Consider the following 24077-nt stretch of genomic DNA (forward strand, 5'->3'; position numbering starts at 1 on the left):
ACGCAGCGGTGTGAGACGGGCATTCTTGTGGATGTTCATTCGGACCCTCCGATGGATGCTGAAGCGTGGTAACTCCAGTCTCCTCGGTCCGGTCCGAATGGACAACCTCTCGAAAGCTCACACCTAGTGCCGGCAGTGGCACCGCTGTTGTCCGTCGACAGGTCCCGCGCTTGCTCGGTGCGACCAACAACCTTAAGCGCTAGGGCGTAACCTGACCCTGCAAGATCTCCTCACCGACTATAAGGTGCGCCTCACGATCTGAGACGATGGGACAGGATGGCTAAGGAGGTGCGCCGTCTTGCATGCCCCGCCAGCGAGGCGAACCCTCTCGGCTACGCGCGCCACCAGCGACGCTCCATATCGTCAGGCCTGCGTCTCATGCTCAGATGAGCCGGTATTTGGCTCTCTCATCAGCAAACCGAGAGAGCCCATGCCAAGACGGAAGCAAGCAAGACGAACGAGCGTCAGAGATATCCTGCGCCTGACCCATAAACAGGGCAGTCCGGTGGGCCAAGGTGGCAGAGCAACTGAGGTTCGGCAAGACTTCGGCTTCCACCTATCTGCGGGCGCTGGAGACGGGCTGTCGTGCAGGCCCTGCATGCGGCTTTGAGGACGATGCGATGTTGAAACACCGTCTGTTGCGCCGAATCGGCCGTCGGCCAAACGTTGGGTCGTCATCAGGTTCTCGACAGCTTCCCGGTGTCAAATCCAAACCGTGGTCGGCGATCCCCACCAGGGTGGGAAGGCAGCGCTGATATAGCCGAACGTCGATCAAGTCACGATCAACGATTGCCTCATGTCACATGCCCTGCGGGACTGAAAAACGGAGAAGAACATGTGCGATGCAAAACTGAAGACCGTGCTTTCGCTTTTTTCGCCGGTGGCCAGCAAATTAGATGCTCTCTCGTCCAACGGACCAGCGACGGATGCAAACTGCGTTAAGCTAAATACGAACGAGAACCCGTTTCCGTTGCCGAAGAGCGTAATGCAAAGTGCAATTGCTGCGATCGAACACCAGTATCTTTATCCGGAAGACGACAATCTCAGCTTAAGGGCAGCTGCCTCCGATGCTTACGGATTTTCCAAAGATCAGGTGATTGCCGGCAACGGTTCGTCGGAGCTGCTCGGACTCATCTACAGAGCTTTCCTCGCCCCAGGAGATAGAGTGGCAATGCTGTCGCCCGGATTTTCGTTCAACCGTAAACTTGCCATGTTGCAGGGTGCCGAGTTTCTCGAAATCGCATCGAGCGAAGCTCATCCCCTGCCGATAGAAAAACTGCTGTCCGGCCCCGCAAAAGACGCGAAGTTCATTCTGTTGGCTAATCCGAACAATCCGACCGGAACATTCGTGCCGGTGGCCGAAATCGAACGCCTTGTGGAGCAAGCAGATCGCTTGGTCGTCTTGGATGAGGCCTACGTTGACTTCGCACCCGACAATGCCCTGCGCCTCGTCAATAGACATCCGAATCTTTTGATCTTGAGGACTTTTTCAAAGAGCTATGCTGCCGCTGGCGTGCGAGTCGGCTTCGGTTTCGGTCACCCAGAAATCATTGGCAGGCTGCGCAACATCCAGAATGTCTTCAACATGAACGTGATCGGGCAGGCGGTCGGGAAAAGCATTCTTGCGCATCGCCACGCCTACGAAGAGAACCACAGGCACATCAAGCATGAACGACAGCGAGTGACCCTGGCGCTGTTGCAACTTGGCTTTTCCGTAACACCCTCCCACGCAAACTTTTTGCTGGCCCGTGTGCCGGCGGGACAGGAGGGCTCATGCTGGCAAGCCGCGTTGAAAGAGCAGGCGATCCTCATCGCCAGCTTTCCTGACGTAGATTTGAAGAACTGTATTCGCGTCAGCATTGGCACCACAGAGCAGATGGACAAATTCCTTGCTGCCGCCGAACGCGTCTGTATGAACTTTAAGAAGGATCGCGGTGCTCACAAGCATGAAGTCGATTCACATTAAGCATCAAGTAATGATATGTCGTGAGCTATGATGATTAGCGAATAAATATAGGTAATTTGGAGAACAATTAATTGAAGAAAATTTCCGCTTCGGGCCTGACCTTCGGCATCTTCGATCATCTGGACGAAAACGGCGATGACATCGCACAACAATATGCAGATCGGCTGAGCCTAGCAGAAGCGTGCGATGGCTATGGCTTTTATGCGTATCATCTCGCCGAGCACCACTGTACGCCGCATGGCAGAGGTCCATCACCGAATTTGTTCTTAGCGAGCGTCGCCCAGCGAACCCGCAGTCTTCGTGTTGGTCCCATGGTAATGCTACTTGCGCTCTATCATCCGCTGCGTGCCTTCGAGGAGATCTGCATGCTTGATCAGTTGAGCGGCGGCAGGCTTGAACTCGGCATAGGGCGCGGCTCTGCTCCCACTGAATTGGGATACTTCGGGGTTGCTGTAGAAGCAGCACCAGAACAGTATGCGGAGGCCAGTGAGATTCTCATCAATGCGATGAAAGGCGGGACGCTTTCTTATCAGGGCCGCCACTTTGAGTTGAAAGATGTTCCGCTGACGTTGAGACCTCACCAATATCCCCGTCCGCCGACATGGATCGCCACCAATCGACCCGAGCCGGCTAGCTGGGCCGCTGCGAATGGGGCAAACATCGCCTGCGTCGGACCTTCCACTTCTGTTCGCAGCGTTACCGACGCGTTCCGCGCCGCCCGAATTCACGATGCTGACATTGGCCAGCAAGCGCCATTTCTTGGATTGCTCCGAATGGTGGTGATAGGGCGTTCTGAAACAGATGCGTATTTGCTCGCAGCACCTGCCTATGAACGATGGCTCAATAGCTTCAAATTTCTATACGAACTAAATGCCATTTCCACTCCACCAAACTTGCCTTTGAACTTCGATGCAGCAATTGAAAGTGAATTGTGCGTCGTGGGAACGGCAGATTCTGTCCGAAAAGCTCTCCTTGATCAGCTGGAAGAGGCAGGTGCTAATTATCTTCTGTGTCAACTGGCATTTGGGGATTTGCCGCTGGATGCCTCACTATACACCGCATCGGCCATTGGATCCGAAATCATGGCTCGAGTTGCCGCATCGTGAATCCGTCGTGTGATTGGAGGAGCAGCGGCAGCGCTGCTCCTCATTGCGAAACGGTTGTGGGGGCCGGACTCCTGTGTCAGGTGTAAACCATTGGAGCACGTCCTATCTGATCCAGGTCATATCCTGCGGCTTTGAAGTAGTTGGCACATTCGGCTGGGGTGAAGAGGTCGACGACCGCGCCGAGGCGTCCTGACCTTGCCCCTCTGATCTAATCCGGTTTGAAGTTCGTTCTGGCCCATCCAGAGGACCAGGACATGAAACGCAGCCGCTTCTCTGAAGAGCAGATCATCGGAATTTTGAAGAAACACGAGGCCGGGGTATCGGTTGGCGATCTGTGCCGCAAGCACGGGGTCAGCGACGCCTCGATCTACAATTGGAAGGCCCGCTTCGGCGGGATGGATGTCACCGAGGCTCGGCGACCTGAAGGCGCTGGAGGACGAGAACACGCGCCTGAAGCGGCTTTTGGCCGACGCCATGCTCGACAATGCCGCGTTGAAGGACCTTGTGGGAAAGAAATGGTGACGCCCGCCGCCAAGCGGAAAGCTGTCGCTCGCCTGAAGGAAGGCTTCGGGATGAGCGAACGGCGGGCGTGTAAAGCCATCGGCTGTTGCCGCATGACGGTTCGCTACCAGACCAGCAGGCCGGACGACCGCGAGGTTCGCGAGCGGATGAAGGCCGATCGCGCAGGAGCGTCGCCGGTTCGGCTACCGGCGTCTTCTCGTGATGCTGAGGCGGGAGGGCCTGGTCGTGAACCACAAGAAGCTGTTCCGGCTCTATCGGGAGGAGAAGCTCGCCGTCGCCGCCGTGGCGGCCGCAAGCGGGCGATCGGGACCAGGGCGCCGATGCTGGTGCCGCTGAGGCCCGACGAGCGCTGGTCGCTCGACTTCGTATCGGACCAGCTCACCGACGGGCGCCGCTTCCGCATCCTGGCCGTCGTCGACGACTGCACGAGAGAGTGCCTCGCACTCATCGTTGATACGTCTCTCTCGGGCATGCGGGTTGCCCGCGAATTGGACGGCTCATCACCGAGCGGGGCCGGCCCAGGATGATCGTCAGCGACAATGGCAGCGAGTTCACCTCGAACGCCATCCTCTCCTGGGCGGATCAGAACCGCGTCGAATGGCATTACATTGCGCCCGGCAAGCCGATGCAGAATGGCTTCATCGAGAGCTTCAACGGCCGACTGCGCGATGAACTGCTCAACGAGACGCTGTTCACCTCGCTGGCTCAGGCGCGCGTAGCCATCGCCCTGTGGCACGCCGACTACAACACCGCGCGGCCGCACTCCCCCCTGGCAGACCCCGGCCAAGTTCGCCAGCACCTTCAATCCGCGACGGTCGCTCGCGCTGCGCTATGCCAAAGGCTCCGCGCCAGCGCCCGTCGCTTCACCCGCCCAGCAGGGCACAACCCACGCCGGAAACGAACTCAAAACTGCTGGGGCAACGTCAGTCCCATAGAGCCTTGATGGTTATCTCGGCCTTTGCTCGCAGCAGCGCCTTAGGTTGGGCGAAGGCGTTCTCAATCGGATTGAAGTCGGGACTGTAGGGCGGCAGTTAGAGCAGGCTCGCCTGCGGCCTCAATCGCGCCGCGCAGGGTTCTCCAGGCGGATGTCGCCAATGTCAAATTTGCTGGCATCCATGTCGCCCTCGCCAACCGCACAAGCGAAGGCCAGAAAGCCAACATGTGTTCTGCGGCTTAATTAAGAGTCAGCCGATGTCGGCCGAACATCACCTTGTCTCGAAGTCGACGATCGGACAGCAGGTTGCGAAAGTTGGCGCGATGCGAAACAAACTGCTGAAGCGCTCAACTTTTATTGATCACGCGTGTTGGACGCGACGCACTCCCGTTCCAATCGGGCTGAGCGCAAATTCTCCCGGTTCACAAAACTGAGTCGCTGGAGTAGTGGGGGCGCAGAGAAATCTCCGGTCGCAGCCTTACCCGGTCAAAACAAGGATACCAATGATGAAGACTCTCGCCGTCTGCTCTGGCGGATTGGACTCCGTTTCCCTTGCTCACATGGTGGCAGCGGAGCACGAACTCACCGGCCTTCTATCTTTCGACTATGGCCAACGGCACAGGAAGGAATTGGGCTTCGCCGCTCTTTGCGCGCAGCGACTGAAGGTCCCGCACCAGATCATCGACATCGGCGAAATTGGCCGTGGCCTTTCCGGCTCAGCGCTGACTAGCAGTATCGACGTGCCGGACGGCCACTACGCCGAAGACACGATGAAGATTACGGTGGTGCCGAACCGCAATGCCATCATGTTGGCAATCGCCTTCGGTCTCGCCGCCGCCCACAGCGCCGAAGCGGTGGCGGCGGCCGTGCATGGTGGGGACCATTTCATCTATCCCGATTGCCGTCCGGCCTTCATTGAAGCTTTCCAGACAATGCAAGACCGCGCGCTCGACGGCTATGCGCAGATACGCCTCTATGCACCGTATGTGAATCTCGGAAAAGCTGACATTGTTGCGGATGGCGCAAGATACGGCACCCCGTTTGCTGAGACCTGGTCCTGTTACAAGGGCGGCGTGCGTCACTGCGGACGATGCGGGACCTGCGTCGAGCGGCGCGAAGCGTTCCATCTCGCCGGGCACGCTGATCCCACCGACTACGAGGACGCCGATTTCTGGCTTGAGGCGCTGCGCAGGAGGCGCGCGTAATGTTCCACATCAGCAAGGAATTCCACTTCTCGGCCTCGCATCAGCTCACCTCCTTGCCTCCCAACCATCAATGCGCGCGCCTGCACGGGCATAACTATGTCGTCGTAGTGGAGCTGTCGGCCAAGGAACTGGACGCCCACGGCTTCGTGCGCGACTATCACGATCTGGCGCCGCTCAAACGCTACATTGACGAGAGCTTCGACCATCGGCACCTCAACGACGTGCTGGGACATGAGAAGGTCACGGCGGAATGCCTGGCCAGACATTTCTATGAATGGTGCAAGGCACGTCTGCCGCAGACCGCGGCCGTGCGCGTTAGCGAAACACCGAAAACTTGGGCGGAATACCGTCCGTGACCGACATGCATCCCGCAATCCGTGTGAGCGAGATATTCGGGCCGACTATCCAGGGCGAGGGCGTGCTCATCGGCTTGCCGACGGTGTTCATCAGAACCGGCGGATGTGATTATCGCTGTTCATGGTGCGACAGCCTTCACGCGGTGGACAATCAGTATCGCCATGAATGGCTACCGATGCCGATCGATGCCGTGTGGCAAACCGTCCATGCGCTTTCCGGCGGCAGGCCGGTTATGGTCTCCTTGTCAGGCGGCAACCCGGCCATTCAGCCGTTCGGTCCCCTCATAGAACGAGGCCATCGCGAGGGCTATCGTTTTGCACTGGAAACGCAGGGTTCCGTGGTGAGGGAGTGGTTTGCGGATCTTGACGTGCTGACCCTTAGCCCAAAGCCGCCGTCCAGCGAGATGACGACCCGTTGGGCTGCGTTTGATGCATGCCTCGAAGCGGCGCAAGAGAAGCCGCAAATCGTGCTCAAGCTCGTCGTTTTCGACGAGAGTGACTATGCCTACGCCAAAGAAGTCGCGGCGAGATATCCGCACCTTCCGATCTATCTGCAACCCGGCAATCACACGCCGCCGCTCCCTGGCAGTGAAGACGCCTCTGTCGACTTGGACGGAATAATGATGCGAATGGAATGGCTTGTCGAAAGGGTGACTAGCGACAGGTGGTTCGAAGCCCGCGTGTTGCCGCAGCTGCACGTTCTGCTTTGGGGTAACAAGAGGGCGGTCTAGTCTGTGGCTTGCGTCGCACCGGAAGGCCGGGCTCCAACGGCTTGGCAGGCTCTCTTCGCGTGCCGAGTACAGCCGAGCTTTGTTCGCGTCAGCGGTCTCGCGATTGTGCGGCTGGAAACCGCCCGGACACCCCGCTGCCGGCGTGTGTCACCTTGACTCCGATGAGCTGTCGTCACGCAAAGTTGAAATCCGCAAGAACTGGCCTTCTCGCCCCACCTGCTCCGTCGCAAGCACGTCATCCCCTCATCCTTGTCCAGCTCTTATCGATGTATCTCATTGTCCGGCCTGACGCACGACTGTCAGCATGGGAATGCATCCATTGCGCAAATGCCTTCCATAAAGAAGATCGATTTCCTCATTGGCCCAACGTGAAATATAGCAACGTTTTCGTGGCGTGGGTCGGCTGCGTCGGGAGTAGCGATGAAAACGTATTGGGGTCGCCTGCGTCTCCTTGGGCAGCGAGTGTAAAGTATAGCGATGCGGCCTCCGGCGCGAACGGCAGCCGCGCAGTGATCACCTTCGCCTGTGCCTTTGCGGCGGGGGTCAAGCGCTGGTCTGCTAAAATTTTTTATCGTTTAGCTGGTTGAAACTGCCCCCGTTGCGGGCTGCAGAAGCCGGCCAGCCGAGAAACGGCAGCCGCACTTATGAAAGCACGCCAAGGCGTGCGGGCATCTATCAGTTGCAAAGGACAATACTGGCCGCGCCGATTGGCCATCACGCGTCCATTAGGGCAGCCACCAACATCAGTTCGCAAGAGGAGCAAAAGTAATATGTATCGTCGTCACCTGATCAAAGGGTTGGTTGCGCTCGGCGCATGCCGGATTTGCGTTCAAGCCGCCCAAGCGACCAGTGCCCATTGGGGGTACACCGGTCCGGTCGGACCGGAGCACTGGGCTGATCTGGATAAGGAAAATTTCGTATGCTCTGCCGGCACGCAGCAATCGCCGATCAATATCAACAGCGCGGTCAAGGCGGATATCCCGCATATCGCCATCGGCTGGCACAAGGGCGGCGGCAATATGGTGAACAACGGCCACACCATTCAAATCAATATGCCACAAGGCAGCACGCTGACCCGCGGCGATCGTGTCTACGAACTGGTACAGTTCCATTTCCATGCGCCAAGCGAACATCACGTGGCGGGCAAGAGCTTCCCGATGGAGGTGCATTTCGTTCACAAGGACACGCAAAGTGGTACTCTGGGCGTGCTGGGCGTCTTTTTAACGCCCGGCGCGACAAATGCCAGCTTTGCTGCCCTTGCTGCGGCCTTTCCCGAACTGCCGAATGGGGAGGTGACGATCGACGAGGTGAATCCCAACTGGCTTCTGCCAGCCTCGCTTGGCTATTGGACTTATGAGGGCTCACTGACGACGCCGCCGTGCACCGAAAACGTCGAGTGGATGGTGGCGATGGAACCGGTTGACGTTGATCCGGCAGACATCCAGCGATTTGCCTCACTCTACCCGTCGAACGCGCGCCCTATTCATTCACCCAATCGACGCTTCATCCTGCGCCAGAGTTGAGCGCCGCCCCAGCGGTTCCGCACGGTCCAACATTCTTGGCACAAGTTGGCGCGAAGCCTCCTCTTCCGGTCTGGCGGTCTGACGGCGCTCCCCAAGCTGGCTAGTCTAAATGATAGGGATTCGGTGCCGACACCACTCGTCCCAAATACGTCGCGGCGAGGTTTGTCTGCAACCCGGCAATCACACGCCGCCCCGCCGTGGTAATGAAGACGTCTCTGTCGAGTCCGACGGAATATGATGCGCATGGAACCGCTGGTAGAAAAGGTGACCAGCGACAGGTGGTTCGAAGCCCGCGTCTTGCCGCAGCTGCACGTTCTACTCTGGGGTAACAAGAGGGTAGTGTATACCTTCTCCTAGCTTCGCCGCCAACTACTCGGTTTTCCGAATTGCTCTCTATATTCTTGAAGACGATGCGTTCGTTAAAGACATGTGCTGCGCACCTGGTGTAAAAGCTGCTCTCATCATGCAGAGGTCAAGCCAGTCGGGCTCATCCGAGGCTATGGCCGTGAGCACTGTTCAGTTCGGCAGAGAGGGCGCTTTTGTACACACTTTGCGATCGTGGCGGCCCCGTGGGCAGATCTGCAAGCTGCCGCGACACTAACCTCTCGAAGCCCGCCCGCCCGCCTTTCGTGCAGCTTCCTCTGAACAAAACCACCGCTCGCCCTTCAATAGGTTGATGCGTGTCTCCCAGTAAGATTCCTGTCCAAGAACGTGATAATCTTCTTGCCAGTGTTGTAGCTGATGTTGCCCTTGATGCCGCAGCCTACCGCGGCGGGACCAAACTCAATGGCAAGCAGGCCGGCTAGGATCGTGCAGCCAGTCGCGAGCCTCGCCCACAACGGGGTCTCACGCGCATGAGGGCGCCGACCATGGGTTCGGCGGTTCATACGCGTATAACACGTATCTTTCTGAAAAAATCAATGCTCTCGGCTAAGCTACTGAATTATTTGGCTTCCATATAGCGCGTCGGCGGAACCAACTTGTAGACGGGCTATGAAAGGTTAAGCGCGGATGTCTATCGGCCGCCGGCGTTCCCGCTCTGTAAGCCTGCCTGAACTACCCGCGCCGCGGTCAAGCCCCAGGCTCCTGCTCATCCAGCGACCGCCCGATCAATGGCAGGCTGGAAAGACAAGAGCCGATGTCTTCCGATGGTCTCGCCATCAGCTTTGGGCTAACTTCCCCATTCTCCCGCTTCGAGCTCGACACACGGCGGTTTGGATGGCGCACGACAATCTGTGTCGGCTTTGTCGTGTCCGTGACAGACGCCTGAAAGGCCCGTTCGCGCGTTTTGCCGCCGTCTAAGCGGCTGGAATTTAATGACAAAGTTTCTTCTGGGATCGGCCGATCACGCTGGTACGCTTTTTGCGATGCTTGGTGTGAGGCGGCACGAGCTGCCTATCGGCACTTGTGTCGCGGGCAGTCGCGATAATTAGAACGAAGGAAGGAAAGCTATTATGTCAGGTCTGCGTCAGATCGCCTTTTACGGAAAAGGCGGCATCGGCAAGTCCACCACGTCCCAAAATACGCTCGCTGCCCTTGTCGACCTCGGGCAGAGAATCCTCATCGTAGGATGCGACCCCAAAGCCGATTCCACACGCTTGATCCTGAATTCGAAAGCTCAGGATACCGTCCTGGATCTCGCCGCACAGGAAGGCTCGGTGGAAGACCTCGAACTCCAGGACGTGCTCAAGGTGGGCTACAGAGGCATCAAGTGCGTGGAGTCCGGCGGCCCCGAGCCGGGTGTCGGTTGCGCCGGCCGCGGCGTCATCACCTCGATCAATTTCCTCGAGGAGAATGGCGCTTATGACGATGTCGATTATGTCTCCTATGACGTCCTCGGCGACGTGGTATGCGGCGGCTTCGCCATGCCGATCCGCGAAGGCAAGGCCCAGGAGATCTATATCGTCATGTCCGGCGAGATGATGGCGCTCTATGCCGCCAACAACATCGCCAAGGGCATCCTCAAATATGCCCATTCGGGCGGTGTGCGGCTGGGCGGGCTGATCTGCAATGAACGTCAAACCGACCGCGAACTCGATCTGGCCGAAGCACTGGCTGGCCGATTGAATTCCAAGCTCATCCACTTCGTGCCCCGCGACAACATCGTCCAACATGCCGAACTCAGGAAGATGTCGGTGATCCAGTACGCGCCGGACTCAAAGCAGGCAGGGGAATACCGCGCTCTGGCCGAGAAGATCCACGCCAATTCGGGCCAGGGTACGATCCCGACGCCGATCACCATGGAGGAGCTGGAGGAGATGCTGCTCGACTTCGGCATCATGAAGACCGACGAGCAGATGCTTGCCGAGCTTCACTCCAAGGAAGCGGCGAAGGCGGCGGCCCAGTAGTGACATTAGCGCTGCCATGAATCGGCGCGCCTTGCAGAGAACGGCGCCTATTCTTTGAGGCGTCACCCAACCTTGAAAGGGGGACTCATGAGCCGGGAATACGAGAATGACGGTGCTCTTCATGCGAAGCTTATCGAAGAGGTGCTGTCGCATTATCCCGACAAGGCGGCGAAGCGCCGCAAGAAGCACCTCAACGTCGCAAAGAGCGGCAACGAGGCTGGCGGGGAAAGCGAGGTCCTTTCCGAATGCGACGTCAAATCGAACATCAAGTCCATTCCCGGGGTGATGACGATTCGCGGCTGTGCATATGCTGGTTCGAAAGGCGTGGTGTGGGGGCCAGTCAAGGATATGGTCCATATCTCGCACGGCCCGGTCGGCTGCGGCCAATATTCTTGGTCGCAGCGCCGCAACTACTACGTCGGTACAACGGGCGTCGACACGTTCGGGACAATGCAGTTCACCTCCGATTTCCAGGAGAAGGACATCGTCTTCGGCGGCGACAAGAAGCTGGAACAGATCATTGACGAGATTGAAGTCTTGTTTCCGCTCAACAACGGCATCACCGTGCAGTCCGAATGCCCTATCGGCCTGATTGGCGATGACACCGAGGCCGTTTCTCGCAAAAAGACCAAGGAGTATGACAAGACGATCGTGCCGGTACGCTGCGAGGGCTTCCGCGGCGTCTCGCAGTCGCTTGGCCACCACATCGCCAATGATGCAATCCGGGATTGGGTCTTCGACAAAAAGGATGTCAAGTTCGAGGCCGGCCCCTACGACGTCAACGTCATCGGCGACTACAATATCGGCGGCGATGCCTGGGCCTCGCGCATACTGCTTGAGGAGATAGGGCTGCGCGTGGTTGGCAACTGGTCGGGTGACGCCACACTCGCAGAGATCGAGCGCGCCCCGAAGGCTAAGCTCAATCTTATCCACTGCTACCGGTCGATGAATTACATCTGTCGGCATATGGAGGAAAAGTATGGCGTCGCCTGGATGGAGTACAATTTCTTCGGTCCCTCCCAGATCGAAGCCTCTCTGCGCAACATAGCCAAGCATTTTGGGCCGGAAATCGAGGAGAAGACCGAAAAGGTCATTGCCAAGTACAGGCCGCTTGTTGATGCGGTCATCGCCAAGTACCTGTCGCGCCTGGAAGGAAATACCGTGATGCTCTATGTCGGCGGCCTGCGCCCCCGCCACGTCGTCACGGCCTACGAGGACCTCGGCATGGTCATCGTGGGCACCGGCTATGAATTCGCCCACAGCGACGACTATCAGCGCACCGGCCACTACGTGAAGAACGGCACGCTGATCTACGATGACGTGACCGGCTATGAGTTGGAGAAATTCATCGAAGGGATTCGCCCAAATCTGGTCGGCTCGGGAATCAAAGAAAAATACCCGGTGCAGAAGATGGGCATACCGTTCCGCCAGATGCATTCCTGGGATTATTCAGGCCCGTATCACGGCTACGACGGCTTTGCCATTTTCGCACGTGATGTGGATCTCGCCATTAACAACCCGGTCTGGGACCTATTCCACGCGCCTTGGAAAAGAAGCCGGGGCGATGAGCGGGCGATGGCTGCCGAATAAACATTTGCTTCAGCCCCAGTCTCCCACTGAGACGGTGAACTCCCGCGGCCTCTGATCCGCCGGAGCCTGGAACGTCTTGACGTCCTGAGCTGCCGTCCCGCGCAGCCAGATGCAAAAGAGGTAATCATCATGCCGCAGTCGGCTGAAAAAATTCTCGATCACGCTCCCCTGTTCCGCGAGCCGGAATACAGAAAGATGCTCGCTGAGAAGAAGCTAAACTTCGAATGTCCGCACCCCGATGAAATCGTTTCCGATCAGCGCGATTTCACCCAGACGTGGGAATACCGCGAAAAGAACCTCGCCCGCAAAGCGCTTGTCGTGAACCCGGCCAAGGCCTGCCAGCCGCTGGGTGCGGTATTCGCTGCCGCCGGCTTCGAGCGAACCATGTCCTTCGTCCACGGCAGCCAAGGTTGCGTCGCCTATTACCGCTCGCACCTGTCGCGCCATTTCAAGGAGCCTGCCGCGGCGGTCTCCTCCTCAATGACCGAGGATGCGGCGGTGTTTGGCGGCCTGAAGAACATGGTCGACGGGCTCGCCAACACCTACCAGCTCTACGACCCCAAGATGATTGCCGTGTCGACGACCTGTATGGCAGAGGTCATTGGCGACGACCTGCACAGCTTCATCCAGAACGCCAAGGACGAAGATTCAGTCCCGCGCGACTTCGACGTGCCCTTTGCCCACACCCCGGCCTTCGTTGGCAGTCATGTCGACGGCTATGACAACATGGTCAAAGGCATTTTGGAGCACTTCTGGAAAGGTCAGGAGCGTACGCAAATCGAAGGAACCATCAACATCATTCCGGGCTTCGACGGCTTCTGCGTCGGCAACAACCGGGAGCTCAAGCGCCTGCTCGATGTAATGGGCGTGTCCTATACATTGATCCAGGATGCCTCTGACCAGTTCGATACGCCTTCGGACGGTGAATACCGCATGTATGACGGGGGCACGAAGATCAACGAGGTGAAGAAGGCCCTCAACGCCGAGGCAACGCTTTCGCTGCAGCATCACAACACCCGAAAGACACTGGGCTATTGCGAGGAGGTCGGGCAGGCGACGGCCTCGTTCCACTATCCGCTCGGCGTTCAGGCGACGGACGAATTCCTGATGGAGGTCGCGGCGATTTCCGGCAAGGAGATTCCCGAGGCAATTCGCCTCGAGCGCGGCCGACTGGTAGACGCCATGGCGGACAGCCAATCCTGGCTGCATGGTAAGAAATACGCCATCTACGGTGATCCCGACTTCGTTCACGCAATGGCCCGCTTTGTCATGGAGACCGGCGGCGAGCCAACCCATTGCCTCGCCACCAATGGCACCTCGGCATGGGAAGCCGATTTGAAGAAGCTGCTAGCATCCTCGCCTTTCGGCAAGGCTGCCCAGGTTTGGGCGGGCAAGGACCTGTGGGCGCTGCGCTCGCTGCTCTTTACCGAGCCGGTGGACCTTTTGATCGGCAATTCCTACGGCAAGTACCTGGAGCGCGACACCGGAACGCCGCTGATCCGGCTGATGTTTCCGATCTTCGATCGGCACCATCATCACCGCTTTGCGCTCTTTGGCTACCAGGGCGCGTTGCGCGTGCTGACGACGATCCTCGACAAGATCTTCGACAAACTCGATCGCGAGACGAGCGAGACGGGTGTGACGGATTATTCCTATGACCTCACGCGCTAAGAGCCGTGGCCGGCTTTTCGCCGAGGCCATTCCTTGCCCAATGGACTGGGGAGGCTGAGCGATGTCCTCCCTCAGCGCCAAAATCAAGGACGCCTTCGATGAGCCCGCCTGCGATAAGAACCGTGGCAAAGATGCCAAGGCGCGCAAGGAGGGCTGCTCGAAGTCGCTGACACCAGGGGCGGCAGCCGGCGGCTGCGCCTTTGACGGAGCCAAGATCGTCCTGCAGCCGATCACCGACGTTGCGCATCTGGTCCATGCGCCGCTCGCCTGCGAGGGCAATTCTTGGGACAACCGTGGTGCGGTTTCGTCAGGGCCGACCTTGTGGCGGACAAGCTTCACGACCGACCTCACCGAACTCGACCTGGTGATGGGGCAGGGCGAGCGGAAACTCTTCAAGGCGATCCGCGAGATCAAGCACACATACGCGCCGCCGGCGATCTTCGTCTACTCAACTTGCGTAACGGCGCTGATCGGTGACGACATCGAGGCCGTGTGCAAACGCGCCACGGAAAAGTTCGGTTTGGCCGTGGTGCCGATCAATGCGCCTGGCCTGGCAGGCTCCAAGAACCTCGGCAACAAGCTCGCCGCCGAGGCGTTGCTCGATCATGTCATCGGCACGGTCGAACCCGACGACCCCGGGCCCTACGACATCAACATCCTTGGCGAATTCAACCTCTCGGGCGAATTCTGGCTTGTAAAGCCGCTCCTCGATCGGCTCGGCATCCGGGTGCGCGCCTGCATTCCCGGCGATGCGCGTTACCGCGACATTGCTTCCGCGCACCGCGCCCGGGCGGCAATGATCGTGTGCTCGACCGCGCTGATCAGTCTTGCCCGCAAGATGGAGGAGCGCTGGGACATCCCGTTCTTCGAGGGCTCCTTCTATGGCATCTCCGACACATCGCAAGCTCTTCGCAACCTTGTCAGGCTGCTGGTGAGGAAGGGCGCCGATCCGGAGATCCTCGAGCGCACGGAGACGCTGATCGCGCAGCAGGAGGCGATCGCGTGGAAGAAACTCGAATCCTACCGGCAAAGGCTCCAAGGCAAGCGCGTGCTGCTCAACACAGGCGGTGTGAAGTCCTGGTCGGTTGTCCGTGCGCTGATGGAGATCGGAATCGAGATCGTCGGCACCTCGGTCAAGAAATCTACGGTGCAGGACAAGGAGCGCATCAAACAAGTTCTCAAGCACGACAAGCATATGTTCGAATACATGGCTGCGCGCGAGCTGTACGCCATGCTCTCTGAACACAGGGCCGATATCATGCTGTCGGGCGGTCGCACGCAATTCATTGCGCTCAAGGCCAAGACGCCCTGGCTCGATATCAACCAGGAGCGCCAGCACCCTTATGCCGGCTATGCCGGCATGGTGGAACTCGTACGCCAGATCGACCTCGCCATTCACAATCCGGTCTGGTCTCAGGTGCGCCAGCCGGCCCCGTGGGATTGCCAGCCTGATCTAAAAGACGAACTGCCATGCACGAAGAAGGAGTCCGGGCACCTGTTCGATGAATTCGCCGGCGCGACGGCACACGAGTTCAGCGAGTGTTGAGGCGACCGATGGCCCGCATCCTTCCCCAGACCAAATCCGCGGCGGTGAACCCGCTGAAGTCGTCGCAGCCGCTGGGTGCCGCCTTTGCCTTTCTTGGGGTCGACGGCGCGATGCCGCTGTTCCACGGCAGCCAGGGATGCACAAGCTTCGCGCTCGTGCTCTTCGTACGGCACTTCAAAGAAACGATTCCATTGCAGACAACAGCGATGGATGAGGTGGCGACCATCCTCGGCGCTGCCGACCATCTTGAAGAAGCCATCCTCAACCTCAAGAACCGCACGAAGCCAAAGCTGATCGGGGTGTGCACGACCGCGCTGGTGGAGACGCGTGGCGAAGATTGCGCGAGTGATATTGCGAACATCAAGCTGAAGCACACGCAAGAGCTTGCGGGTACGGAGGTCGTGCTGGCCAACACGCCGGATTTTGACGGCGCGATCGAAGAGGGCTGGGCCAAGGCAGTCACCGCAATGATCAAAGGGATTACAGGCTCGGGCGAACGTGCGCGGCAGCCGAAGAAGATCGCGATCCTGCCCGGATGCAACCTCACTGTCGCCGACATCGAGCATATGCGTGACATGGTTGAAAGCTTTGGGCTCAAGCCGGTTATTCTGCCCGACATTTCAGGCTCGCTCGACGGTACGGTTCCTGACCGCTGGGTAGCGACCACATACGGCGGCACCAGCGTCGAAGACATTCGCGAGTTGGGCACGGCCATGCAATGCATCGCCATCGGTGAGCACATGCGCCGCCCGGCGAAAGCGCTGCACGGGTTGACCGGCGTGCCTTACGTGTTGTTCCAGTCACTGACTGGGCTGCAGGACACGGACCGCTTCGTGTCGCTGCTGTCTGCGATTTCGGGCGCGGCGGTACCGGCCCGCGTGCGCCGGCGCCGGGCGCAATTGCAGGACGCGATGCTCGACGGACATTTCCATTTCGGCGGCAAGAAAATTGCCATCGCTGCCGAACCAGACCAGCTGTTCCAACTTGCGACCTTCTTTGCTGGCCTCGGCTCCGAGATAGCCGCGGCCGTCACAACGACCGACAGGTCTAAAATTCTCGAGAAAGTCCCGGCGGTTTCGGTTCAGATCGGCGATCTCGGCGATCTGGAAAGTCTTGCCGTCGGTGCTGACCTGCTTGTCACGCATTCGCACGGGCGCCAAGCATCGGAGCGGCTCCGAATTCCGCTCATGCGCATCGGGTTCCCGGTCTTCGATCGACTAGGCAGCCAGCACAAGCTCGCAATTCTCTATCAGGGCACCCGCGACATGATCTTCGAGGTCGCCAGCATCTTCCAGGCCAACCAACACGCGCCCACTCCTGAGGCGCTTGATCCACTCCGTAATCGAGAAATATCACGATGAACGCTGTTCGCCGCCTCTCGCTGGTCAGTAGTGAGGTTTTCGCCCCGATGCCTGAACGACGTAAGGGCGCATTGCGCGTTGCGATCGCCACTCAGGACATGCAGGACCTCAACGCCCATTTCGGGTCGGCCAGGCGCTTTGCTGTCTACGACGTGACGCGCGAGGAATGGAATCTCGTAGAAGCCGTGGCCTTCGATGACGTGTCCGATGAAAGCGGGGAGCATCGGGCCGAGCGCGATGATCGCATCACGCCAAAGGTGGATGCGCTCAAGGGCTGTCAGATCCTGTTTTGTCTGGCAATTGGCGGCCCTTCGGCAGCCAAGCTTGTCGCGGCAAAAATCCACCCGATCAAAGTGGCGGAGCCCCAATCGATCCCACAGGTGCTCTTGCGCACGCAGATGATGCTCAGGACGTGTCCTCCGCCTTGGCTGCGCAAGGTGCTGGCGCGAGCGGGCATTGCCGAAAAGAAACCGTCCTTCGAGGACGAGGACTGAAAAGAGGAGGACGCCAATGCCTGACCCCGCAATCCCCCCAGCTGTCGCCGAAGACGAGGCGGCTCTTTGCACCCCGTTCGTCAAATGCCTCGTGCGGCTGATCCGTTCTCAGGATTCCTATGGCTCGTGGGAACGCAAAGCGGACGCTGAGCTGCTGGGCGACTTCATCATTACCAAGGAACAGCGCCGAGGGATCCCAATCATCGGAGATCCCGATCCCGACGTGCTGTGGAGGCTCGACAAGTACTACGCCGCCATCGGGCTTGCGATCGAGGAGCGCTGCGGCCTTATGGCATCGCCGATGATCCAGGTGAGCCATGAGGGTTTTGGTCGGGTGCTTTTCACGACCGGACGGCTGGTCGTTTTGTCCAAAACGCTGCGCGATGTCCACCGGTTTGGCTTCGAGACGCTCCTGAAGCTCGCCACGGCCGGTACGAAGCTGGTCGACGATGCGATTTCAGTCATCGAAACCTTTCCCCACGTGGCGCTGGCATGATGGGCGCGATTTTCGAGAAAGGCCATCATGACGGACCCGAGAAACTATGTTGGCCAGTCCCCTCGATCCAGGGACTCGAGGCCGACCAGGTTGTTGGGGTATCGCCGATGAAGAAGCCGCTGGTCCTGATCTGCTCGCAAGATGCCGAGTTCTATCTGCTCTACAGCCACATACTGGAGGTTGACGGTTTCAGCAGTGAGACGGCAGACGGCGCGAAGGCTGCGCTGGCCTTGGCCGAACAACGGGAGCTTCAGGCCGTAGTGCTGGATTGCGACCCAGCCAGCATAAACGGGTCCGCAATTTGCGCCCACCTCAAGCGGGAACCGCGCACCACCGACCTGCCTATCATCGCCCTGATCGCGCCTGGCGCCGAGCACCAGCACCTCGATCTCTTGAAGGCAGGCGTTGAGAGCTTTGTGCGGCCGGTGGCTCCGGCCAAGCTGCTCGACTGCCTGCGGGCGAGGCTCGGGCTGACCAAGCGTGGTCCGAACGGGGTTGAAAACGACAGTTGGATTTGTTGTGGAGGCCTGGAGATGAAGCTCGATGCCCATCGGGTTCGCGGTAATGGCCACGACATCCATCTCGGACGGATCGATTTCAACGTGCTGCGGCTTATGATTGAGGCCCCCGGCAAGGTCTTCAGCCGGGACGAGCTTATCGGGGCGGCCTGGCTGCCCAACATTCATGTCGGTGCACGCACCGTCGATGTCCATATCAGCCGAATCAGGAGGGCGCTGAAAACGGCCTTGCCCGGCAGCGTCATTCGCACCGTCAGGTCGGCCGGCTACTCGCTCGAGAAGCCGGACGACTGAAATCGGTGATCGAACGTGGTGCCGCTCTCTCTTCCTCCTGAGAGCGGTGTTGCCGCTTTGAGGCGCTCCTAACGAAGACCAGGAGAAGCAGGCAAATGGAATTTAAAAGCATATTCAGTGTGACGGGTGCTGATCATTCTGATGAGGACCTCACAACAGCTGCCGGACTGTGTGCCGAGGTCGGCGCGCACCTATCGGTACTCATTATACCGCCTCCATTGCTCTTGATGTCGTCTCCGCCCCCCGAATGGAATACAGGACGTGCACAGGCAATTGCAGTACCGAACTATCGATTTCAGCAAATCGAGAAATTTTCACAGGACGTGACCAGAATGGAAAGACGGTCCGCGGATATCCTCAAAAGGCTGAAAGCTATGTCGCTTTCCTGTGACGTTGACACCGACTATTGCGATCCGGCTAGCCTCGGTGAAGTGGCACGACAGCGGGCGCTCTGCGCTGACCTGACGATCGTTGGAGGAGACCTCCTCAACGATGAGACTCTCGGACCTCCTGTTGTCAACGGCTGCTTGTTCGATAGCGGAAAGCCGGTGCTCATCGTGCCGAAGGGCGTTAAGGCGACGCTGTCGCCTCGACGCGTGCTGGTCGGCTGGGATTCGCGTGTAGAGGCCTCGCGTGCGGTTCGGGAAGCTCTTAGTATCCTATCCGCTGCCAAGGAAGTCTGTGTCGCTATGGTCGATCCAAAGGCGCAAAACAACGGGAAAGGCGCGCAGTCTGGAGCTGACATCGCTGCCTATCTTACTCGGCACGGTGCTCGGGTCTCCGTTGACCTGCTTAAGAGCGCCGGCAAATCGGCGGGCACAGTGCTGACCCAGCACGCGAACGACATCTGTGCTGACATGATGGTTATGGGTGCTTATGGCAGCCGTGGGCTGCGTGAGCGGATTTTCGGCGGTCCGCCGAGCTGGAGCTTTGGGAAGACCACATTGCCGCTGTTTTTGGCTCGCTGATCAGCTCCGTAGGAACACCGATCAGGTCGTAGGACCGCCAACCAGTCCGAAGTCGTCGTCGGTTACCGGTCGGATTGCGGAGACATGGCTGGATCCGCGAACATCTTGCGACGCTTGTCAGAGCCAAACCGGACGCCTCGACTGCTTCACGACGCTCTCGTGAACCAACTCGTGCGAGATCGTCCGCAACGGGCAGTAAAGACGAACGGCTGCAGCAGACCGCAGCCAAGCCACAGGGCGGGTGTACCAGGAGACCCCGCCTCGTGCGCGAACCCTGTTGGAAGGCCCCTTATCAGTACCCGGACGCGCGTCAAATCGGCGGCTGTCCCTGTCAGCCTGCGGTGTGCAAGGGCCGCTGCCGCGGAGCTTCCCCTGCCCGATCGTCGGGCGTGCGACAATGTCGGATTCCAGACGAGCTGGAACTGCGCGAACTCGTTGGTTTGACAGGTCTTTATCCGGCACGCCGCATGCATGGGAGTCTCCGAAAGCATTAAGAGCCGTTATCCATGGTTACGCCCCTCGAAAGAAAGAGCCGCTTCCGTCGTGGCAGGGAAACAGCCACTCCTGGGGTGGAGGCCGGCGCTAGAAGCCGCCGTAAGATCCGGAAGAGCCGCGCGACAGCATCACACACTTTCCTTCTGCTCTTGGGTTCGGATCACGCCGCGCCGCTGTCGATGCCGCCGACATTGAGCCCAAGACCTGGAAGGCGGCACACGCTTTTGCTGTCCTCTCAGTCGGGACCGCGGCTCAAGCATGCCTGTGAGGTTCGCATTGCTCAATGCCCGGCAATCGACGTCAACATGCCGCTGAGTTGGAAAACACTCCTAGAGGAGTAAGGATAAGTGGACCTCTTTTGTATTGGTGTGGGTGCTGGACCATCTAATTTGAGCCTTGCGTGTCAGATACAGGAAGAGATTGCGCAAGGGGCACTGTTCCTGGACCGGGAGGTCGATTTCCGAGGACATCCAGGCAGCGCTTTCGATTGCGCGGAGCTCCAGGTCGGCCACTTCCAGGATCTGGTTACTCTGGTCAATCCGCGATCAGCCTACACATTCGTAAACTACCTCCACGAGAACGGGCGTCTTTACAATTTCCTCAATGCGCAATTTCACGGGGTGCTTAGAGCCGAGTTCGCCCAATATCTCAACTGGGCGTTCCAGAAGAATCCGCTTGTCCGTGGCGGCGAGGCCGTTCGCGAAATCCGCTTTGACGGCGAGTTTCGCGTGCGGACGGACAACGCGGTCCTTGATGCAAGAAACCTCGTCATCGACATAGGCAAGCAGGCGCAAATTCCGCCTCAGTTTCATGGCTGGACTGGACCCAACCTGTTCCACTCATCTGAGTTGGCCCACATCAATCCTGAGGTGCAAAAAAAGCATGTCTGCGTTGTTGGCGGCGGACAGTCGGGAGCCGAGCTGCTACTGCACCTTGTCGGCCGGCCGAAAGAACGGCGGCCCGCGGCGATCACATGGGTCTTGACGCGCGAGATGCCTTTCGACGACCACGCGTTCACAAACGGGCTGTTCACGCCATGCTTCTCGGATCGTTTTGCTGCGATGAGCGAGGTGCATCGACAGCTGTTCCTGCGGCGTTTCGCGCTTGCCTCCGAGGGCATTTCAGAAAGCAAGTTGCGCGCGGTCTATCAGGCGCTCTACCACCACGCCTTTCTCGAGCCACACCAATGCGAGATCACATTGCGGCCAAGTTGCAACGTGTCGCGCTGCATCAATGCCGGAGCAGGGCACAGGCTCACGCTGCAACGCGGCTTGGACAACATCGGAGAAGTAACCGCCGATATCGTCATCCTGGCCACCGGGTACGAGAAACCGCTGCCGGGTTTCCTAGAACCGATCGCAGATCGCCTCGAACAGATCGGCAATGAGCTCGCCATCGGCGAGGATTTTTCGGTGTACTGGGACGGACCGCGAGACCGACGCCTTTTCGTTCAGAACGCCTGCCTTGGACAGCGCGGGCTGGCTGATCCGAACTTTGGGCTGCTGGCCTGGCGAGCGCGCCGCATCCTTGACAGCCTTCTGCGGCGCGCGCCATGCGCCAATCCCGAGCATCTAGGGTTCATCAACCGTCCCTTGACGGAGTGCTGGCCCGACCTCGGAGTCGAACAAATGGGCAGCGGGATATGATTCGTCGATATTGATGATCGGCGGTGGCATTCAGGAAAGATTTCCGCCTCTGGCGGCAAAAGCGGGACGAGCAATATTCCTACGGCGTCAGATCGCTCTGCTCGCGCTTGAGCAAGGTAGCGTCGCGCGACTCCTGCTTGGCGTGAAACAGCAAAGGGCATTCAATCACGATGCAGCTTTACGTGCTGTCGGGCTCAACGCCACGTGGATCGAGCCCAACGCCGCCGTTGGCAACCGCGACGCGAATTATGACGCCGGGCCACATGCGGCGGTGGCTGCAAGGGTACCGAGCCTCTCCCGCACTTTCGACCCCATCGCCGAAGTGCGACTACTCCAGGACGCCGAAGCCGGTCTTATCGCCAGCGGGCCAGCCAAACTCTCACCTTCCTAAACGGCAGCCGCTAAGGTGAGCCGTCGAAAGCCGACATTCAGGTTAACGTCAGCTGGCCGTGTTAGGGCTCGCTTATTCAAGGCGGTACCGGCGCTTGCCGAAGCTAAGAAGGGTTGGCATGCCCTTTGCCGTGCTTGATGTGCGGCAACACGGTGAGAGCTCCGCTGAAGCAAGCGAGAGGGAGCAATGCCCTCGAGACCGTGTCCGATTTTGACTGGAAAATATTCCGCGACAAAAGAGACGAAAGGTGTGGAATGACTTTGGACACCAAGATGGAACTGCGTATGGGGTCCCCGGCTCCTGCGCTGAAAGTGGAGAACTGGCTGCGTGGCGAGCCCCTCACGAGCCTTCGGCCCGGCAAGGTCTACCTCGTTGAATTTTGGGCGACTTGGTGCCGACCATGTGTCCACGCCATGCCCCATTTGATCGAACTGCAGGAGAAATATAAAGACAGCGGATTTGAGATTATCGGAGTCGCAGCTTGCGAAAAGGCTGCAACCGCGGACGAAGCGCGGACCAACGTGGATGCCTGGCTGACCGAGAAGTTCCCGAATCTGAATTATCGGACAGCGTTCGATTGCACTGGCGAAATGAAAAAGCTCTGGCTGGAACCCAGCTCTTCGTTCGGGATTCCCACCTCGTTCGTGGTCGACCGCGACGGCCACATCGCTTATATCGGCCACCCGGCACCTCTCGATGACGTTTTGCCGAAAGTCCTTAACGGCAGCTGGCGCAGCAGCTATGAAGCGAAAGCCGTCGATGCAAAGCGAATCTCGCGTGTGCGCGAATCGTCGCTGAGTCAGCCGATATACGCCAAACTTGGGCCGGCGATGCAGGACGAGGATTGGGCAGCGGCACTATTGGCCATCGAAGAAGGCCTCGCCGTGATGCCAGACTCTTTTGATTTTCGGCGGGTTCATGCGGATATTCTGCTTCACAAGCTGCGCGACATCAAAACCGGCTTGCCGCTTATGCGCGAATTGGTCGAGGACGCGATCAACAAAAAGTTCGAAGCGATGTCTTGGGTGGTGATGGCGCTGAACCAACTCTTCCATCCCACGATCGACAACTCCCATCTTCCGCATGATGATCGCTTTGCGATGGGCAAGGAGCTCTCCGAACAGATCCTGGAACTTAATCCTCCGCAAGGCGATGGAGACTTTAAATTCGGGTGTTACTTTCCGGTCGCTCAGTATTATTACGAGAGCGGCAACAAGGACCGGGCGATCGAGTTGATCGAGGTGGCAATCAAATCGCTGGACCATTCGGAGCCAGTGCCGGACCAAACCAAACAGCGCTACCTCACCTCGTTGCTCCAAGCCCTGGCCAACTACACGGGTGAGCCTGCCTGTCACGCGGGTCTCTGTGTGGCTCCGCAAAACAAGACTTCCGAAACTCAAAACGCTGTCACTTCCTGAGCAAGGATCGCGAAGGGCATGACAATTGGAATTGAACACCGGCAAATCCGCCCGCCCAGGCGCACTTCGCAGCAATAACGTCGATGCCGCAAAAGTGCGCGGCTTGCGGCAGGTGGAATTTCCATTGCGTTTACCTCGGGTCGAACCGCGGCGCAGGCGTTCGCGCCGCGGTGAAAGGTCTCGCATTGGTGGACGTGCTCGAGGTCGGCCACGGGACACTGTTGCGTGGGATCGGCTCGCCCAAGCCATTCCCCGCCCACGCAAGCGCCCGAACCACACATCGCAGAAAAAGAGATCGTCCTTCAAGAGGAGTACTGAAATTGGGGAAAAGCGAAATTCCTCATGAACCGGTTGGCCCTGCTGTCCACGGGGACGACGAGGCCCTTGCTTCCCCGTTCGTCAAATGCCTCCTGCGGCTCATTCGTACTCAGGATTCCTTCGGCTTATGGGAAGGCCATTCGGATGCCGAGCTGCTGGCCGAGTTCATCATCACCAAGC

The 24077-nt window shown here is 58.8% G+C and carries 18 protein-coding genes and 3 pseudogenes; 20 read left to right on the forward strand and 1 reads right to left on the reverse strand.

From position 1 onward, the window contains the following. Positions 1 to 835: 835 nt before the first annotated feature. From hisC to CK226_RS33850, 3 genes and pseudogenes are all read left to right on the forward strand, one after another. A complete protein-coding gene (gene hisC, locus CK226_RS33840; protein WP_063169376.1) occupies positions 836 to 1966 on the forward strand; it encodes a histidinol-phosphate transaminase in 1131 nt (376 codons plus the stop codon). Between the two features lie 71 nt (positions 1967 to 2037). Continuing rightward, positions 2038 to 3072, forward strand: a complete 1035-nt coding sequence (locus CK226_RS33845) for an LLM class flavin-dependent oxidoreductase (RefSeq protein ID WP_063169375.1) — start codon at positions 2038 to 2040, stop codon at positions 3070 to 3072. A 254-nt stretch (positions 3073 to 3326) separates the two neighbouring features. After that, positions 3327 to 4529, forward strand: a pseudogene (locus CK226_RS33850) (IS3 family transposase). Here CK226_RS33850 and CK226_RS33855 read toward each other — a convergent pair. Further along, a pseudogene (locus CK226_RS33855) lies at positions 4524 to 4665 on the reverse strand (transposase); the annotation flags it as partial. The pseudogenes CK226_RS33850 and CK226_RS33855 sit on opposite strands and share 6 nt — an antisense overlap. A gap of 369 nt (positions 4666 to 5034) precedes the next feature. On the opposite strand from CK226_RS33855, the gene queC reads away from it, so the two are divergent. From queC to CK226_RS33945, 17 genes and pseudogenes are all read left to right on the forward strand, one after another. Beyond that, a complete protein-coding gene (queC, locus tag CK226_RS33860; RefSeq protein WP_063170389.1) occupies positions 5035 to 5733 on the forward strand; it encodes a 7-cyano-7-deazaguanine synthase QueC in 699 nt (232 codons plus the stop codon). After that, positions 5733 to 6089, forward strand: a complete 357-nt coding sequence (queD, locus tag CK226_RS33865; protein ID WP_063169374.1) for a 6-carboxytetrahydropterin synthase QueD — start codon at positions 5733 to 5735, stop codon at positions 6087 to 6089. Before queC ends, queD begins: the two co-directional genes overlap by 1 nt. 5 nt (positions 6090 to 6094) lie before the next feature. Beyond that, a complete protein-coding gene (queE, locus tag CK226_RS33870) occupies positions 6095 to 6820 on the forward strand; it encodes a 7-carboxy-7-deazaguanine synthase QueE (RefSeq protein WP_164548811.1) in 726 nt (241 codons plus the stop codon). Positions 6821 to 7590: 770 nt separating this feature from the next. Further along, complete coding sequence (locus tag CK226_RS33875) at positions 7591 to 8343, forward strand: carbonic anhydrase (protein WP_063169372.1); 753 nt, start codon at positions 7591 to 7593, stop codon at positions 8341 to 8343. Between the two features lie 160 nt (positions 8344 to 8503). Beyond that, positions 8504 to 8700 (forward strand): annotated as a pseudogene (locus tag CK226_RS35910) (7-carboxy-7-deazaguanine synthase QueE); the annotation flags it as partial. A 1097-nt stretch (positions 8701 to 9797) separates the two neighbouring features. After that, complete coding sequence (gene nifH, locus CK226_RS33890; protein WP_024505261.1) at positions 9798 to 10691, forward strand: nitrogenase iron protein; 894 nt, start codon at positions 9798 to 9800, stop codon at positions 10689 to 10691. 87 nt (positions 10692 to 10778) lie between these two features. Further along, positions 10779 to 12281, forward strand: a complete 1503-nt coding sequence (gene nifD, locus CK226_RS33895; protein WP_024505262.1) for a nitrogenase molybdenum-iron protein alpha chain — start codon at positions 10779 to 10781, stop codon at positions 12279 to 12281. Positions 12282 to 12410: 129 nt separating this feature from the next. Continuing rightward, complete coding sequence (gene nifK, locus CK226_RS33900) at positions 12411 to 13952, forward strand: nitrogenase molybdenum-iron protein subunit beta (RefSeq protein ID WP_024505263.1); 1542 nt, start codon at positions 12411 to 12413, stop codon at positions 13950 to 13952. Between the two features lie 61 nt (positions 13953 to 14013). Next, positions 14014 to 15498: a nitrogenase iron-molybdenum cofactor biosynthesis protein NifE gene (gene nifE, locus CK226_RS33905; RefSeq protein ID WP_024505264.1), complete on the forward strand. Its 1485-nt coding sequence runs from the start codon at positions 14014 to 14016 to the stop codon at positions 15496 to 15498. A gap of 8 nt (positions 15499 to 15506) precedes the next feature. Beyond that, on the forward strand, positions 15507 to 16859 hold the full coding sequence (gene nifN, locus CK226_RS33910; protein ID WP_024505265.1) for a nitrogenase iron-molybdenum cofactor biosynthesis protein NifN: 1353 nt from the start codon (positions 15507 to 15509) through the stop codon (positions 16857 to 16859). Then, a complete protein-coding gene (nifX, locus tag CK226_RS33915; RefSeq protein ID WP_063169371.1) occupies positions 16856 to 17353 on the forward strand; it encodes a nitrogen fixation protein NifX in 498 nt (165 codons plus the stop codon). Before nifN ends, nifX begins: the two co-directional genes overlap by 4 nt. A 16-nt stretch (positions 17354 to 17369) precedes the next feature. Next, the gene (locus CK226_RS33920; RefSeq protein ID WP_024505267.1) at positions 17370 to 17849 is read left to right on the forward strand and encodes a NifX-associated nitrogen fixation protein; all 480 of its coding nucleotides are present in this window, start codon (positions 17370 to 17372) and stop codon (positions 17847 to 17849) included. Further along, positions 17846 to 18661 carry a response regulator transcription factor gene (locus CK226_RS33925; protein ID WP_063169370.1) on the forward strand — a complete coding sequence of 272 codons (816 nt, stop codon included), beginning with the start codon at positions 17846 to 17848 and terminating at the stop codon, positions 18659 to 18661. Before CK226_RS33920 ends, CK226_RS33925 begins: the two co-directional genes overlap by 4 nt. 95 nt (positions 18662 to 18756) lie before the next feature. Continuing rightward, complete coding sequence (locus tag CK226_RS33930; RefSeq protein ID WP_063169369.1) at positions 18757 to 19629, forward strand: universal stress protein; 873 nt, start codon at positions 18757 to 18759, stop codon at positions 19627 to 19629. An 842-nt stretch (positions 19630 to 20471) separates the two neighbouring features. Beyond that, entirely contained in the window at positions 20472 to 21770 is a 1299-nt protein-coding gene (locus CK226_RS33935) for a SidA/IucD/PvdA family monooxygenase (RefSeq protein ID WP_063169368.1), read from the forward strand. 13 nt (positions 21771 to 21783) lie between these two features. After that, on the forward strand, positions 21784 to 22161 hold the full coding sequence (locus tag CK226_RS33940) for a hypothetical protein (protein ID WP_024505270.1): 378 nt from the start codon (positions 21784 to 21786) through the stop codon (positions 22159 to 22161). Positions 22162 to 22433: 272 nt separating this feature from the next. Beyond that, positions 22434 to 23579, forward strand: a complete 1146-nt coding sequence (locus CK226_RS33945; RefSeq protein ID WP_063170388.1) for a TlpA disulfide reductase family protein — start codon at positions 22434 to 22436, stop codon at positions 23577 to 23579. The last annotated feature ends 498 nt before the right edge of the window (positions 23580 to 24077 follow it).

Origin of the sequence: Mesorhizobium sp. WSM4311 (assembly GCF_002295115.1) — a bacterium.
In the GTDB taxonomy this organism is placed as follows: Bacteria; Pseudomonadota; Alphaproteobacteria; order Rhizobiales; family Rhizobiaceae; genus Mesorhizobium.

Excerpts from the sequence above, each read along its gene's own strand:
- hisC (WP_063169376.1), top strand. The coding sequence starts at position 836 with ATGTGCGATGCAAAACTGAAGACCGTGCTTTCGCTTTTTTCGCCGGTG.
- queC (WP_063170389.1), top strand. The coding sequence starts at position 5,035 with ATGAAGACTCTCGCCGTCTGCTCTGGCGGATTGGACTCCGTTTCCCTT.
- queD (WP_063169374.1), top strand. The coding sequence starts at position 5,733 with ATGTTCCACATCAGCAAGGAATTCCACTTCTCGGCCTCGCATCAGCTC.
- queE (WP_164548811.1), top strand. The coding sequence starts at position 6,095 with ATGCATCCCGCAATCCGTGTGAGCGAGATATTCGGGCCGACTATCCAG.
- CK226_RS33875 (WP_063169372.1), top strand. The coding sequence starts at position 7,591 with ATGTATCGTCGTCACCTGATCAAAGGGTTGGTTGCGCTCGGCGCATGC.
- nifH (WP_024505261.1), top strand. The coding sequence starts at position 9,798 with ATGTCAGGTCTGCGTCAGATCGCCTTTTACGGAAAAGGCGGCATCGGC.
- nifD (WP_024505262.1), top strand. The coding sequence starts at position 10,779 with ATGAGCCGGGAATACGAGAATGACGGTGCTCTTCATGCGAAGCTTATC.
- nifK (WP_024505263.1), top strand. The coding sequence starts at position 12,411 with ATGCCGCAGTCGGCTGAAAAAATTCTCGATCACGCTCCCCTGTTCCGC.
- nifE (WP_024505264.1), top strand. The coding sequence starts at position 14,014 with ATGTCCTCCCTCAGCGCCAAAATCAAGGACGCCTTCGATGAGCCCGCC.
- nifN (WP_024505265.1), top strand. The coding sequence starts at position 15,507 with ATGGCCCGCATCCTTCCCCAGACCAAATCCGCGGCGGTGAACCCGCTG.
- nifX (WP_063169371.1), top strand. The coding sequence starts at position 16,856 with ATGAACGCTGTTCGCCGCCTCTCGCTGGTCAGTAGTGAGGTTTTCGCC.
- CK226_RS33920 (WP_024505267.1), top strand. The coding sequence starts at position 17,370 with ATGCCTGACCCCGCAATCCCCCCAGCTGTCGCCGAAGACGAGGCGGCT.
- CK226_RS33925 (WP_063169370.1), top strand. The coding sequence starts at position 17,846 with ATGATGGGCGCGATTTTCGAGAAAGGCCATCATGACGGACCCGAGAAA.
- CK226_RS33930 (WP_063169369.1), top strand. The coding sequence starts at position 18,757 with ATGGAATTTAAAAGCATATTCAGTGTGACGGGTGCTGATCATTCTGAT.
- CK226_RS33940 (WP_024505270.1), top strand. The coding sequence starts at position 21,784 with ATGATCGGCGGTGGCATTCAGGAAAGATTTCCGCCTCTGGCGGCAAAA.
- CK226_RS33945 (WP_063170388.1), top strand. The coding sequence starts at position 22,434 with ATGGAACTGCGTATGGGGTCCCCGGCTCCTGCGCTGAAAGTGGAGAAC.